Raw genomic sequence first — 13,124 nt, 5'->3', positions numbered from 1 at the left:
TGTGAACAGTGTACGCATGAGGAACGGCGTGCGCAATTTGGTTACATCGTGCGCGACAGTCAGGGTGTGGCGTACCAGAGGGTGGCGCCCGGGATGACCGGACCGTGCTCCCAGTCCAGCGCGGGGAGAGGCGTGAGGACGTCCGACGCCCAGGCCTGGGCGTCGGCGTCGGTGATGGTCCGCGGCCGGGAGGCCCGGGTGACCGCGCCGAGCAGATGCCAGCCGCCGGGGTGGCGGTAGAGGACGTACTGCTCCACCAGCAGGCCGCTGGTCGTATGCCAGCCGCTCTCCGGGTCGGCCTCGTCGATGAGCCTCCAGGGCAGCAGCGAGGTCGCGCCGGCGGCGGCCTGGCGGGTGGCCCAGGCTCTGGCCTGGCGATTGGCCAGGGGGTGGGTGGTGTGGTCGAGCAGGACGCCCACCACCAACTGCCGCCGGTGCCGCCGAAGCACATAGACCGTGCGGACCGCCCTTGGTGCAGGAGCGGCGACGGCGACGGGCTGCGTGTCCATGAGCCGGATGTCGACGGACCAGGCCGGACGAGGGGCGGTGCGGCCCTGGTGAACAGGGCTCGAGACCAGCGTGGGGCGAGGGTCGTCATGATCAGCGGCGAAGGTCACGTCGTCGACCTTAGAACCCGCCCGGCCCTTCAGGCCGCGAATTCCGCCGGGTCGCCGATTTCCACGTGCGCTACGGGCGGCAGGAGGATCGCCTGGGCGGCGCTGCCCGAACAGGTGACGGCGGGGATCGAGCGCCTGCTCGGCGGCGACTGGGGCGCGCTGATCTTCGAGGAGATCCCGGGACGGCTGCCCGCCAGCCGTGGCGGCGTGACGAACTCGATCGGGTGCTGGCGGCGGCCACCGACCTGGTAAGCGCCCTGACCCCGTCACCGGTGGACGGGGCGGGTGTCGCCGGTGGCCTGCACGATCAGCGCGGGCACGTCGTTGCGCACGACGGTCCTGGGTTCGCGGGGCGGCGCCCAGAAGGCGCAGGCCGTGATGTTGTTCGCGTACGGCCCGAACACCGGCTGGGCGGCCCTGCTGCGCTGGATGTTGCGCCAGTACCATTCCGGGTCGCGCGGCACGGCGGCGTCGCCGCAGATCACGGCCGCCTGGCCGGACAGGTCGCGGGGCCGGCCCGTCAGCAGGTAGCGCAGTTCGTCGTCGAAGTCCTTGGCCGGCTCGACCGGTCTGCCCTCGGCCGCGTCGGCGATCAGCCGTACCCGGGCGGCGAGGTGGCCGTTGTAGCGGGCGTCCACCAGCAGCGTGAACAGGTGCATCGGCAGGAAACGCTCGTCGAGCAGGTGGTCGCCGATGCGGATCGGGGTGCCGGCCGCCTGCCTGATCAGGCCCTCGACCCGGGCCCGGACCTGCGGCCCGGTCACGCCGAGGTGGTATTCCGCGTCGCGGTCCGCGGTCCAGCTCGCCCATTCGTCGAGCGCGGCCTCGTTGACGGGCCCCTGGTTCCTGATCGACCCGATCATGTACGCGGCCGGGTCGAGAGCGCTGTCCAGCACGATCCGGTCGCCGCGGTGCGGGAACATCTGGGTGAAGACCGCGCCGAGGTAGGCGCCGTACGACATGCCCAGGTAGGAGAGCTTCGTCTCGCCCAGGGCGGCGCGGATGACGTCCATGTCCCGCGCGGCGTTGCGGGTGGTGATGTGCGCGATCCTGCCGCCCTCCTTCCTGGCGCACCGCCGGGCGAGATCGGCCTGCGTGCGTACGGCGTCGCGGTAACCCGCCCGGTCCAGCCCCGGCGACCAGAGCATGGCGCCGATGGGCCAGTCGCAGTCGATCGCCGCGCTGCGCCCGACGCCCCGCGGGTCCATGCCGATCAGGTCGTAGCGGGAGGCGACCTCGGGGGTCATCCCGCCCCTGACGTAGAGCAGGAAGTGCAGCCCTTCGCCGCCGGGACCGCCGGGGTTGGACAGCATGATCCCGCGCCGGTGCTCGGTGTCCGTGGCCCGTAAGCGGGAGATCGCGACCTCGGTCGTACGGCCCCGAGGCTCCGCGTAGTCCAGCGGCACGGTGACCTCGGCGCACTGGGCGCCCGCCTGGTCCAGGGCGGCGTCGCCGCAGGCGGTCCACCGGACGTCCTGCTTGTAGTAGCGGCCGAGGCCGGTGGCCTCGGCGGTCCCGGTCAGCGTCCCGGCTCCGATCGCGAGCGCGGCCAGCACGGCGGTTGTCCGTTTCATACATCGTCCTCACATCAGGGGCCCTTCAGCGCGAGCAACCGTAGTTGACTAATGTCGATCTAGTCAACTACGGTTGCTTATCAGGCAGGCGGCTGTGCGAGGAGACGCGGATGGGTGAGTTCGACAGGTTCCTCCGGTCGGTTTTCGACCGGGCCGAGGCCGAGGCGCGGGAGGAGGGCTCGGCGACGGTCGAGGCGCGGCACCTGCTGCTGGCGCTCGCCGACGGCCCCGACAACCCGCTGGCCGGCGCCGGCCTCGACTACCAGGCGGTCAAGGACGCGCTGCGCAAGGAGTTCGAGCACAGCCTGGGCGCGGCGGGGGTGTCACCCGGCGACCTCGGCCTGCCGCCGGCGACCCGGGACCCGAAGCGCCATCCGCCCCTGGGCGCCACCTTCAAGCTCGCCATGGAGCGGATGTCGATCCCGCCCAGGAAGGACGTGCGGGTCGGGCACCTGCTGCTGCTGGGGGTGTTGCGGGCGGAGGTGGGCACGGTGCCACGCGCGCTCGCCCTGGCGGGCATCGACAGGGCCGAGCTGATCGAGCGCGTACGGAACGAGCTGTGACGGTGGCACCCGTCATGGTTTGAAGCGGTAACCCATGCCCGGCTCCGTGATCAGGTGGGCGGGGTGGGCCGGGTCACGTTCGAGCTTGCGGCGGATCTGGGCCATGTACTGCCGCAGGTAGTGCGTCTCCTTGACGAAGCGGGCGCCCCACACCTCGGTGAGAATGTGGCGCTGGCTGATCAGCTTGCCCGGGTGGCGCAGCAGCAGCTCCAGGATGTGCCACTCGGTCGGGGTGAGCCGCACGTCGCCGGAGACGGTCTTGTCGGTCAGGTCGATGAGGTGGTCACCGACCTGGATGCGAGCCAGTTCTGCCTCCTGGATGGTGGTGCGCCGGGCGACCGCGCGCACGCGGGCGAGCAGTTCGTCGATGCCGAAGGGCTTGGTGACGTAGTCGTCGGCGCCGGCGTCCAGGGCCTGGATCTTGTCCTGGTTGCCGGCCCGGCCGGACAGCACGATGATCGGGATGCTGGTCCAGCCGCGCAGGCCGTGGATGACGTCCACTCCGTCGATGTCGGGCAACCCGAGGTCGAGGATGACCAGGTCGGGAGGGGCGTCGACGGCCGTGCGCAGGGCGGCGGCGCCGTCCGGGGCGACGGTGACGTCATAGTGGCGGGCGACCAGGTTGATGCGCAGCGCGCGCAGGATCTGGGGTTCGTCGTCGACGACGAGGATGCGCGTCACGACGTCCCGCTCGAGATGGGCAGTGTGAGGATCATGGTGAGGCCACCTCCTGGTGTCTCTTCGGGTACGAGGCTGCCGCCCATCGCCTCGGCCAGCCCGCGTGACAGGGCCAGCCCGAGGCCGACGCCGGAGTGGTTGTCGCGGTCGCCGAGCCGCTGGAACGGCTGGAAGACACGGTCGTGCGCCTCGGGCGGGATACCGGGGCCGCGGTCCATGACGCGGATCTCGACGTGCCGGCCGTACCAGCTCGCGGTGATCAGCACCGTCCGGCCCGGCGGGCTGTAGCGGACGGCGTTGGACATGAGGTTGACCAGGACGCGCTCCAGCAGCGCCGGGTCGGCGAGGACCTCGGGCAGTTCCACGGAGATGTCGCCCTCGACGCGGTCGCGGAGCGGCCCGAGGTCGTCGATGGCGCGGGGGATGACCTCTTCCAGGGCGAGCGGCTGCGGGGTGGCGCCGAGCACCCCGGCCTGCAGGCGGCTCATGTCGAGCAGGTTCGCCACGAGGCGGTCGAGCTTGTCGAGGGATTCGGCCGCCGTGGCCAGCAGTTCGGCACGGTCCTCGGGCGACCAGGTGATGTCGGTGCCGGTCAGGCTCTCGACGGCGGCCTTGGCCGAGGCGAGCGGGGTGCGCAGGTCGTGGCTGACGGCGGCGAGCAGCGCGGTGCGCATCCTGTCGGCCTCGGCCAGCGGCCGGGCCCGCTCGGCCGCCTCCTGCAGGCGCTCCTGCCGCAGCGCGACGGCGGCCTCGGCGGCGAACGCCTCCAGCACCGTACGGTCGGCGGCCTCCAGCGGACCACCCTTGGCCGCCAGGATCAGGTCGTCGCCGAGGACCACGTCGGTGTCGGACTGCCCGGGGCAGGTGGCGGGCGCTCCGCCGGAGGTGGCCGCGATCCGCCAGACGTCGGGGTCGGACCGGTCGTCGGGCGTCCGGGCGGCCTCGGGCCGTCGTTCCAGCAGCGTGACCGAGGCCAGCCCGAACGTCTCGCGCATCCTGACCAGCAGCGACGACACCGCGGCCTCGCCGCGCAGCACGTGCCCGGCCAGCGTGGACAGCAGCTCGGCGTCGGCGCTGGCGCGGGCCGCCTCACGGGTGTGGCGGGCGGCGATGTCCACGATCGTGCTCACCGCCGCCGCCACCAGCACGAACACGACCAGCGCGAACAGGTTCTCCGGATCGCTGATCGTGAACTCGCCGACCGGCGGCGTGAAGTACCAGTTGAGCAGCAACGACCCGCCGACGGCGGCGGTGATGGCCGGCCACATGCCACCGGCCAGCGCGACCCCGACGGTCAGCGTAAGGAAGAACAGGATCTCGCTGGGCAGCGACAGCATGTCCCGGAACGGCGACAGCGCCAGCGTCAGCAGCGGCATCCCGGCCACCGCCAGCACCCAGCCGGCCAGCCGCCGCGTACGCGTGAGCGCGGCCCGCGAACGGGCCGGCCGGCGCCGCCCCTTCCTGGCCTCGTCGTGGGTGATCATGTGGACGTCGATGGACCCGGAGCGGGCGGTGGTCTCGACCCCGACGCCGCGCGAGAAGATCTGGGCGAACCTGCCTCTGCGGGAGGCGCCGAGGACGAGCTGGGTGGCGTTGACGCCGCGGGCGAAGTCGAGCAGCGCGCGCGGGATGTCGTCGCCGACGACCTGGTGGTAGGTGCCGCCCAGATCCTCGGCCAGGGTGCGCTGGCGGGCCAGGCTGGCCGGGTCGGCGCCGGCCAGCCCGTCGGCGCTGGTCACGTGGACCGCGAGCATGTCGGCGCCCTTGGTGCGGGCGGCGATGCGGGCGGCCCGGCGTACCAGGGTGTCGCCCTCGGGGCCGCCGGTCAGGGCGACCACCACGCGCTCGCGCGCCTCCCACGTGGTGGCGATGCCGTGGTCGGCGCGGTAGCGGTCGAGCTGGTCGTCGACCTTGCCGGCGACCCACAGCAGCGCCAGCTCGCGCAGCGCGGTCAGGTTGCCGACGCGGAAGTAGTTCGACAGCGCCGCGTCCACCTTCACCGGGGCGTAGACGTTGCCGTGGGCCATGCGGCGGCGCAGCGCCTCGGGTGACATGTCGACCAGTTCGACCTGGTCGGCCCGGCGTACCACCTCGTCGGGGACGGTCTCGCGCTGCGGTACGCCGGTGATCTCCTGGACGACGTCGTTGACCGACTCCAGGTGCTGGATGTTGACCGTGGAGACGACGTCGATGCCGGCGTCGAGGATCGCGTCGATGTCCTGCCAGCGCTTGACGTTCGCCGAGCCGGGCACGTTGGTGTGGGCCAGCTCGTCGATCAGCGCGACCTTGGGCGCCCGGTCGATGACGGCGTCCACGTCCAGCTCGGTGAAGGTGGCGCCCCGGTAGACGATCGTCCTGCGCGGGATCACCTCCATGCCCTCCAGCAGGGCGGCGGTACGAGCGCGGCCATGGGTCTCGACGAACCCCACGACCACGTCCCGGCCCCGCTCCAGCCCGCGCCGGCCTTCGCCGAGCATCGCGTACGTCTTGCCCACCCCGGGGGCCGCCCCGAGGTAGACCCGCAGGCGGCCCCGGGTCATGACCGGTCGAGGGCCAGGTTGAGTTCGAGCACGTTCACCGCCGGCTCACCCATGAAGCCGAGCGCCCGCCCGCTGGTGTGCTCCCTGATCAGTGCTTTGACCTGATCGAGGGCGATTGCGCGCTCCTTGGCCACGCGGGGTGCCTGCAGCTCGGCGTAGGCGAGCGAGATGTGCGGGTCGAGGCCGGAACCGCTGGCGGTGACCGCGTCGGCGGGGACCACCGCCGTGGCGTCGCCGCGTACGGGGACGGTGCGGCCGGCCGCGTAGTCCTCCCCCGGCTTGCCGCACTCCACCGGCAGCCCCTGGTAGGAGGGGATGAACGGGGTGGCGGGGCAGGCCTGGTTGACGCTCACGGCGCGGCCGGGGAAGACCTTCAGCACCGCGCCGACCCCGTCCGGGGTGCAGAAGGGGCGGGCGCCGCTGACGCCCTCCAGTTCGCCGGCCGCCTTGGAGCGGGCGCACACCTGGGTGAGCAGTGACTGCCTGCCCTCGTCAGGATCGCCCTCATCGTCCTTGGCGCCCAGCACCGGCAACGTGTCCACGATGTCCTCGGGGCCGAGGTTGCTGGCCGAGGTGGAGGTGGGGTCGTAGCCGTCGCCGGCCGCCGACGGGCGGGACTGGAAGTACTTCTTGACGGGGTTGCCGTCGGCGTCGGTGAAGGACTGGCCGATCAACGAGCTGCCACGGTCGCCCTCGACCAGGGAGCCGTTGGCCTGGTGATCGAACAGTGCCTGGGCGACGCCGGTGGCGGCCAGGGGGTAGACCAGGCCGAGCAGCACGGTGAGTACGGCGACCGCCCTGAGGGCGGCGAGGTGCTGGCGGAGCCAGCTTGGCAGGCGTTCCATTACGACATCCCCGGAAGGAACTGGATGAGCAGGTCGATGAGCTTGATGCCGATGAACGGCGCGATGATGCCGCCCAGGCCGTAGACGTACAGGTTGCGCGACAGCAGCTTGGAGGCGCTGCTCGGCCGGTAACGCACCCCGCGCAGCGCGAGCGGGATCAGCGCGATGATGATGATCGCGTTGAAGACGACCGCGGCCAGGATGGCGGACTGCGGGCTGGCCAGGCGCATGATGTTGAGGGCGTCCAGGCCCGGGTAGACGGCCGCGAACATGGCCGGGATGATCGCGAAGTATTTCGCGATGTCGTTCGCGATGGAGAACGTGGTCAGCGCGCCCCGGGTGATGAGGAGCTGCTTGCCGATCTCGACGATCTCGATGAGCTTGGTCGGGTTGGAGTCGAGGTCCACCATGTTCCCGGCCTCCTTGGCGGCCGAGGTGCCGGTGTTCATGGCCACGCCGACGTCCGACTGGGCCAGGGCGGGGGCGTCGTTGGTGCCGTCGCCGGTCATCGCGACCAGCCGGCCGCCCGCCTGCTCCTTCTTGATCAGCGCGAGCTTGTCCTCGGGGGTGGCCTCGGCCAGGAAGTCGTCCACCCCGGCCTCGTCCGCGATGGCCTTGGCCGTCAGCGGGTTGTCACCGGTGATCATGACGGTGCGGATGCCCATCCGGCGCATCTCGTCGAACCGTTCGCGCATGCCCTGCTTGACGACGTCCTTGAGGTGGATGACGCCGAGCACGCGGCCCTTCTCGGCCACCACCAGCGGGGTGCCGCCGGAGGCGGAGATGCCGTCCACGATGTGGCCGATCCCCTCGGTCGGGTGGCCGCCGTGGTCGCGCACCCACTTCATCACGGCGGTGGCCGCGCCCTTGCGGACCTCGCGGCCCTCCAGGTTGACGCCGGACATGCGGGTCTGTGCGGTGAACTGCACCCACTCGGCGCCGTGGATCTCCCGCTCGCGCAGGCCGTAACGCTCCTTGGCGAACACCACGATCGAGCGGCCCTCGGGGGTGGCGTCGGCAAGGCTGGACAGTTGCGCCGCCTCGGCCAGCTCCCGCTCGGTGACGCCGTCCACCGGGACGAACTCGGCCGCCTGCCGGTTGCCCAGCGTGATCGTGCCGGTCTTGTCCAGCAGCAGCGTGGACACGTCCCCGGCCGCCTCGACCGCGCGGCCGGACATCGCCAGCACGTTGCGCTGCACCAGGCGGTCCATGCCGGCGATGCCGATCGCCGACAGCAGCGCGCCGATAGTGGTCGGGATCAGGCACACCAGCAGCGAGACCAGCACCACGCCGGTGACGCCGTCGGCGTCGAGCGCGAGCGAGTCCGGCACGCCCGGGTTGATCGACTTGGCGTAGATCGCCAGCGGCTGCATGGTCGCGGTGGCGACCAGGAAGATGACCGTCAGGGCGGCCAGCAGGATGTTGAGCGCGATCTCGTTCGGCGTCTTCTGCCGGTTCGCGCCCTCGACCAGGGCGATCATGCGGTCGATGAAGCTCTCGCCGGGCTTCTGGGTGATCTGCACGACGATCCGGTCCGACAGCACCTTCGTGCCGCCGGTCACCGCGGACCGGTCGCCGCCGGACTCGCGGATCACCGGGGCGGACTCGCCGGTGATCGCCGACTCGTCCACCGACGCGATGCCGTCCACCACGTCGCCATCGCCGGGGATGGTCTCGCCGGCCTCGACGACGACCAGGTCTCCCTGCCTGAGCTCGGGCGCGGGCACGACCTCCTCGGCGGAGCCCTTCAGCCGGCGGGCCATGGTGTCGGTCTTGGCCTTGCGCAGCGTCGCCGCCTGGGCCTTGCCACGGCCCTCGGCCACGGCCTCGGCCAGGTTGGCGAAGACGACGGTCAGCCAGAGCCACACGACGATGGCCCAGGCGAAGAACGACGGCCGCAGGATCGCCAGCACGGTGGTGAACACCGCGCCGATCTCCACGATCAGCATCACCGGGTTGCGCCACAGCGTGGCCGGGTTGAGCTTCTTCAGGGCGTCCGGCAGCGACACGATCAACTGCTGGGGATCCAGCAGACCGCCGCCCACACGGCCGTCGCGCTTCAGCGCGGGGGTTGTCATGTCAGGAAAGTCCTTCTGCGATGGGGCCGAGCGCCAGGGCCGGGAGGAAGGTGAGGGCGACCAGGATGATCGTCACGCCGACGACCATGCCGACGAACTGCGGCCGATGCGTCGGCAGCGTGCCCGCCCCTTCGGGAACCGGGGTCTGCGCCGCCAGCGAGCCCGCCAGCGCCAGCACCAGCACGATCGGCAGGAACCGGCCGAACACCATGCACAGGCCGAGCACCACGTCGTACCACGGGGTGTTGACCGTGATCCCGGCGAACGCCGAGCCGTTGTTGTTGGAGGCGCTGGTGAAGGCGTAGAGCACTTCGGAGAAGCCGTGCGGGCCGCCGTTCAGCATGCTCGCGCGCTGCTCCGCCGAGCCCATCGCGAACGCCGTGCCGATCAGCACCAGCATCGGGGTGATGAGGAAGTACAGCGAGGCGAGCTTGATCTCGCGGGCGCCGATCTTCTTGCCCAGGTATTCGGGGGTGCGGCCGACCATCAGCCCGGCCACGAACACGGTGATGACGGCCAGGATCAGCATGCCGTACAGCCCGGCGCCGACCCCGCCGGGCGCGACCTCGCCCAGCATCATGTTGAACAGCGTCATCATGCCGCCGAACGGCGTGTAGGAGTCGTGGAAGGAGTTCACCGCGCCGGTGCTGGTGAGCGTGGTCGAGGCGGCGAAGGTGGCGGAGTTGGAGACGCCGAAGCGCAACTCCTTGCCCTCCATCGCCGCGCCCACCGCCTGCGGCACGGTCGCGTTCCCGCTCAGCTCGAACACGTTGGTGAGCAGCACACTGGCCAGCGCGATGACGCCCATCACGACGAGGATCGCGTACCCCTGCCGGACCTGGCCGACCATCCGGCCGAACGTGCGCGGCAGCGCGAACGGGATCACCAGGATGAGGAAGATCTCGAACCAGTTCGTCCAGCTCGTCGCGTTCTCGAAGGGGTGGGCGGAGTTGGCGTTGTAGAAGCCGCCGCCGTTCGTGCCCAGCTCCTTGATGACCTCCTGGGAGGCGACCGGCCCGCCGGTGATCGACTGGGTGCCGCCGGTCAGCGTGGTCACCTCGTGCAGGCCGGAGAAGTTCTGGATCAGCCCACCGGCCACCAGCACCAGCGCGCCGACGAACGCGATCGGCAGCAGGATCCGTACGCAGCCGCGGACCAGGTCCACCCAGAAGTTGCCGATCGTCCCGGACGCGCTGCGGGCGAACCCGCGCACCAGCGCGACCGCCACCGCCATGCCCACCGCGGCCGAGACGAAGTTCTGCACCGCCAGCGCCGCCATCTGGGTCAAATAGCCCATCGTGGACTCGCCCGAGTAGGCCTGCCAGTTGGTGTTGGTGACGAAGCTGATCGCGGTGTTCCAGGCGATGTGGTCGGTCACCGGCGCCATGCCCACGCTCAGCGGCAGTTTGTCCTGCAGCCGCTGGACGGCGTACACGACGAGGATGGAGACCACCGAGAAGGCGAGCAGGCTGCGCGCGTAGACCGCCCAGCTCTGCTCCGCGTCGGCCCGCACCCCGAGCAGCCGGTAGATGCCGCGCTCGGCGGCGTGGTGCCTGGTCGTCGTGTAGACCCGGTACATGTAGTCGCCGAGCGGCTTGTGCACCAGGGCCAGCACGACGACCAGGGAGGCGATGAAGATCATCCCTGCGGCGCTCGTGCTCATCAGAAACGCTCCGGGAACAGCAGGGCCGCGACCATGAAGATCACCAGAGCCACGACCACCACGAGACCGGTGGCGTTGACCGCGCTCACAGGCGCTCCACCGCCTTCACCACGAGCCCGAAGACCACGAAGATCGCGATCGTCAGGGCCACGAAGATGACGTCTGCCATCCCCACTCCTCAATTTCAGAACATTGCCTACCGCTCGGAGTGAGCGGTTCATGACCTAGCAAAACTCCGAAATCGACCCCTTTTGCCGTTCTTGACGGCTTCCATACGAGTGGGGGGCGAACATTGACGCGATCCGTACGCGGCCCGGCCTGGAGCTATGTCACTTGGCGTCCCGCGGGCACAGCTCCGCCTCCAGCACCTTGGTGAAGGTGCCGACCAGGTTGCCCCAGTCGCCGTTGACGTTGCTCACGACCATGCGCTTGCCGTCGCGGCCGCCCATCGCGTACGTCCAGGAGCCGTGGATGGCGCCGCCTCCGCCCCAGGCCGTCACCCCGCAGGACAGCCGCTGGCCGAAGACGCCGAGACCGTACGTGGTGTTCGGGATCCACTGCCCGCCCTCGGTGGAGACGCCGGTGAACATCTCCTTCTGCTGCGCGGCCGGCAGCAACCGGCCGGACAGCAGCGCCCGGTAGAACGTGTGCAGGTCCGCGGCGGTCGAGACGATGCCGCCGGCCGCCCAGGCCGTGGAGGTGTTCAGCTCGGTCACGTCGTAGGCCTGGGCGTCGGGCTCGGCCAGCATGAGCTTCGAGTAGTGCCGGGAGTGCGGTCCGCGCAGCTTCGCCTCGTTGCCCGGCACGTACGTCGCGGTCATGCCGAGCGGCCGGGTGATCCTGCGTGCGACCTCCTCGGCGTACGACCTGCCCGTGATCTTCTCGATGATCATCCCGGCGAGCACGAAGTTGGTGTTGGAGTAGCCCCAGCCCGTACCGGGGGCGAAGGCGGGCGGGTTGGCCATGGCGATCTTCACCAGTTCCCGGGGAGGGATGCGGTCGAAGCGGTGCTCGAGGAAGGCCGGCCCGACGTACTGGGCCAGCAGGTCCTTGTCCGTGGCGTAGTTGAAGACGCCGCTGGTCTGGTTGAGCAGCCGCCTGATGGTGATCTTGCTGCCGTCGTGGCCGTGGCCGCGCACCACGCCGGGGAGCCACTTCTCCACGGTGTCGTCGAGGCTCAGCCGGCCCTCGGCCACGAGCTTCAGCACCACGGTCGAGGTGAACGCCTTGGTGATGCTGCCGACGCGGAAGCGATCCTGCTGCCGGCGCTTGCGTCCGGTCTCGGTGTCGGCCACCCCCGCCGTGCCGAACCACGCCCCCCGGGCGTCACGGACGTCGGCGAGGATGCCGGGGACGCCGTCACCTGCCACGGCCTGGTCGAGCACGCGCCGGACCTCGGCGTGGTCGTCGGCGTGGCCGTCGGCCACCGCCGCCGGCCCGCCCACGGTCGCCGCCAGTGCGGCGGCGAGCAGACAGGCGGCGGCTTGGAGGGTTCTGGTCTTCATGGTGCGAACGCCCTTTCAGGTCGCGATACTACGTGTTCAGCTCGTGCAGAAAGCTACGTTGCTTTCGCCGATGCGTCAATCTTCAATTCCGTGTAATCGGCTTATTTATGCAGTTCAACGGCCATATAAGATTGCAAGGGGTTGCCGCTTAACGCAATGAATCAACACCGGCAATTGCAATGGACTGGCGGCGAACGCAATACTGTCGGGGAAACGGTTCCCGAGCGAACAGGAGGCGAGGGCCGATGCCGGGAGGCAGGCTGACGCAGCAGGAGCGCAGGCAGATCGCGGTGGGCCTGTCGGAAGGACTCGGTTACGCCGAGATCGCCCGGCGCCTGGGGCGGCCCACCTCCACCGTCAGCAGGGAGGTCATCCGCAACGGCGGCCCGGACGGCTACCTGGCCGACCGGGCCCACCAGGCGGCGGCGCGGCGGGCGCGCCGCCGTACGCGCACGCCGCCAGCCCGGCCGCAGGCGACCACGACGGCGTACGGGCGCGACCCCGGCGCGGTGCGCGAGTTCGAGGAGCGCTATGTCGACGTGCTGGTCCAGACCGGCCTGCCCCGGATGATGGCCAGGGTCCTGACCTGCCTCTACGGCACGGACGCCGGCTCGGTCACCGCCAGGGAGCTGGCCCAGCGCCTCCAGGTGAGCCCGGCCTCGGTCTCCACCGCCATCGCCTACCTCGAGGAGCAGGAGCTGATCAAGCGCGAGCGGGATCCCCGGGGGCGGCGCGAGCGGTACGCCATCGACGACGACGTCTGGTATCGGGCGTTCATGGCGAGCGTACGGAGGAACCTCATGCTGGCCGAGGCCGCGCAGGCGGGCATCGAGGTCTACGGCGCGGACACCCCGGTCGGCGCCCGGCTCAAGAGCGTCGCCCGCTTCCTCGACCACACCAGCCAGGACATGATCCAGGCCGCCGAGCACTGGCGGCAGATCCTCGCCGCACCGGACCGTTAGGGGCGCGGCGTCCGGGCGCGCCGGCACCCGCGCGGAGGGCCATCTACTACAGCTTGTAGCATTACGCGCTGTAGTAGAGGTGGCCCATCCGGCCCCACC

General features: G+C 70.7%; 12 protein-coding genes. 3 read left to right on the top strand and 9 right to left on the bottom strand.

The genetic code is table 11. The features are described 5' to 3' along the window. Positions 1 to 59: 59 nt before the first annotated feature. Entirely contained in the window at positions 60 to 509 is a 450-nt protein-coding gene (locus tag AB0I15_RS36595; protein ID WP_358105989.1) for a hypothetical protein, read from the bottom strand. Positions 510 to 596: 87 nt separating this feature from the next. Between AB0I15_RS36595 and AB0I15_RS36590 the strand changes: the two genes are divergently transcribed. Beyond that, positions 597 to 869: a hypothetical protein gene (locus AB0I15_RS36590; protein WP_358105986.1), complete on the top strand. Its 273-nt coding sequence runs from the start codon at positions 597 to 599 to the stop codon at positions 867 to 869. A gap of 14 nt (positions 870 to 883) precedes the next feature. Here the strand turns inward: AB0I15_RS36590 and AB0I15_RS36585 are convergent, their stop codons facing one another. Then, positions 884 to 2,191, bottom strand: a complete 1,308-nt coding sequence (locus tag AB0I15_RS36585; RefSeq protein ID WP_358105983.1) for an alpha/beta fold hydrolase — start codon at positions 2,189 to 2,191, stop codon at positions 884 to 886. Between the two features lie 110 nt (positions 2,192 to 2,301). Here AB0I15_RS36585 and AB0I15_RS36580 point away from each other — a divergent pair, with 110 nt between their 5' ends. Then, positions 2,302 to 2,754 (top strand): Clp protease N-terminal domain-containing protein, encoded by a 453-nt coding sequence (locus tag AB0I15_RS36580; RefSeq protein ID WP_358105980.1) that lies wholly within the window; start codon positions 2,302 to 2,304, stop codon positions 2,752 to 2,754. Positions 2,755 to 2,766: 12 nt separating this feature from the next. Here the strand turns inward: AB0I15_RS36580 and AB0I15_RS36575 are convergent, their stop codons facing one another. From AB0I15_RS36575 to AB0I15_RS36545, 7 genes are all read right to left on the bottom strand, one after another. Then, positions 2,767 to 3,435, bottom strand: a complete 669-nt coding sequence (locus AB0I15_RS36575; protein ID WP_358105977.1) for a response regulator — start codon at positions 3,433 to 3,435, stop codon at positions 2,767 to 2,769. Beyond that, positions 3,432 to 5,972, bottom strand: a complete 2,541-nt coding sequence (locus AB0I15_RS36570) for a DUF4118 domain-containing protein (RefSeq protein ID WP_358105974.1) — start codon at positions 5,970 to 5,972, stop codon at positions 3,432 to 3,434. The genes AB0I15_RS36575 and AB0I15_RS36570 overlap by 4 nt, the downstream gene beginning before the upstream one ends. Next, positions 5,969 to 6,817: a potassium-transporting ATPase subunit C gene (locus AB0I15_RS36565; RefSeq protein ID WP_358105971.1), complete on the bottom strand. Its 849-nt coding sequence runs from the start codon at positions 6,815 to 6,817 to the stop codon at positions 5,969 to 5,971. Before AB0I15_RS36565 ends, AB0I15_RS36570 begins: the two co-directional genes overlap by 4 nt. Next, positions 6,817 to 8,895 (bottom strand): potassium-transporting ATPase subunit KdpB, encoded by a 2,079-nt coding sequence (kdpB, locus tag AB0I15_RS36560; RefSeq protein WP_358105969.1) that lies wholly within the window; start codon positions 8,893 to 8,895, stop codon positions 6,817 to 6,819. Before kdpB ends, AB0I15_RS36565 begins: the two co-directional genes overlap by 1 nt. Before the next feature lies 1 nt (position 8,896). Continuing rightward, complete coding sequence (kdpA, locus tag AB0I15_RS36555; RefSeq protein WP_358105967.1) at positions 8,897 to 10,558, bottom strand: potassium-transporting ATPase subunit KdpA; 1,662 nt, start codon at positions 10,556 to 10,558, stop codon at positions 8,897 to 8,899. Next, positions 10,558 to 10,647, bottom strand: a complete 90-nt coding sequence (gene kdpF, locus AB0I15_RS36550; RefSeq protein ID WP_185108026.1) for a K(+)-transporting ATPase subunit F — start codon at positions 10,645 to 10,647, stop codon at positions 10,558 to 10,560. Before kdpF ends, kdpA begins: the two co-directional genes overlap by 1 nt. 240 nt (positions 10,648 to 10,887) lie before the next feature. Next, positions 10,888 to 12,063, bottom strand: a complete 1,176-nt coding sequence (locus AB0I15_RS36545; RefSeq protein WP_358105964.1) for a serine hydrolase domain-containing protein — start codon at positions 12,061 to 12,063, stop codon at positions 10,888 to 10,890. A gap of 245 nt (positions 12,064 to 12,308) precedes the next feature. Between AB0I15_RS36545 and AB0I15_RS36540 the strand changes: the two genes are divergently transcribed. Next, positions 12,309 to 13,025, top strand: coding sequence for a helix-turn-helix domain-containing protein (locus AB0I15_RS36540; protein WP_358105961.1), 717 nt, complete (start codon positions 12,309 to 12,311; stop codon positions 13,023 to 13,025). The last annotated feature ends 99 nt before the right edge of the window (positions 13,026 to 13,124 follow it).

Origin of the sequence: Nonomuraea sp. NPDC050643, from assembly GCF_040654715.1 — a bacterium.
In the GTDB taxonomy this organism is placed as follows: domain Bacteria; phylum Actinomycetota; class Actinomycetes; order Streptosporangiales; family Streptosporangiaceae; genus Nonomuraea.
The sequence above is the reverse complement of the archived record's forward strand: the minus strand, read 5'-3'. Positions and strand labels throughout refer to the sequence as shown.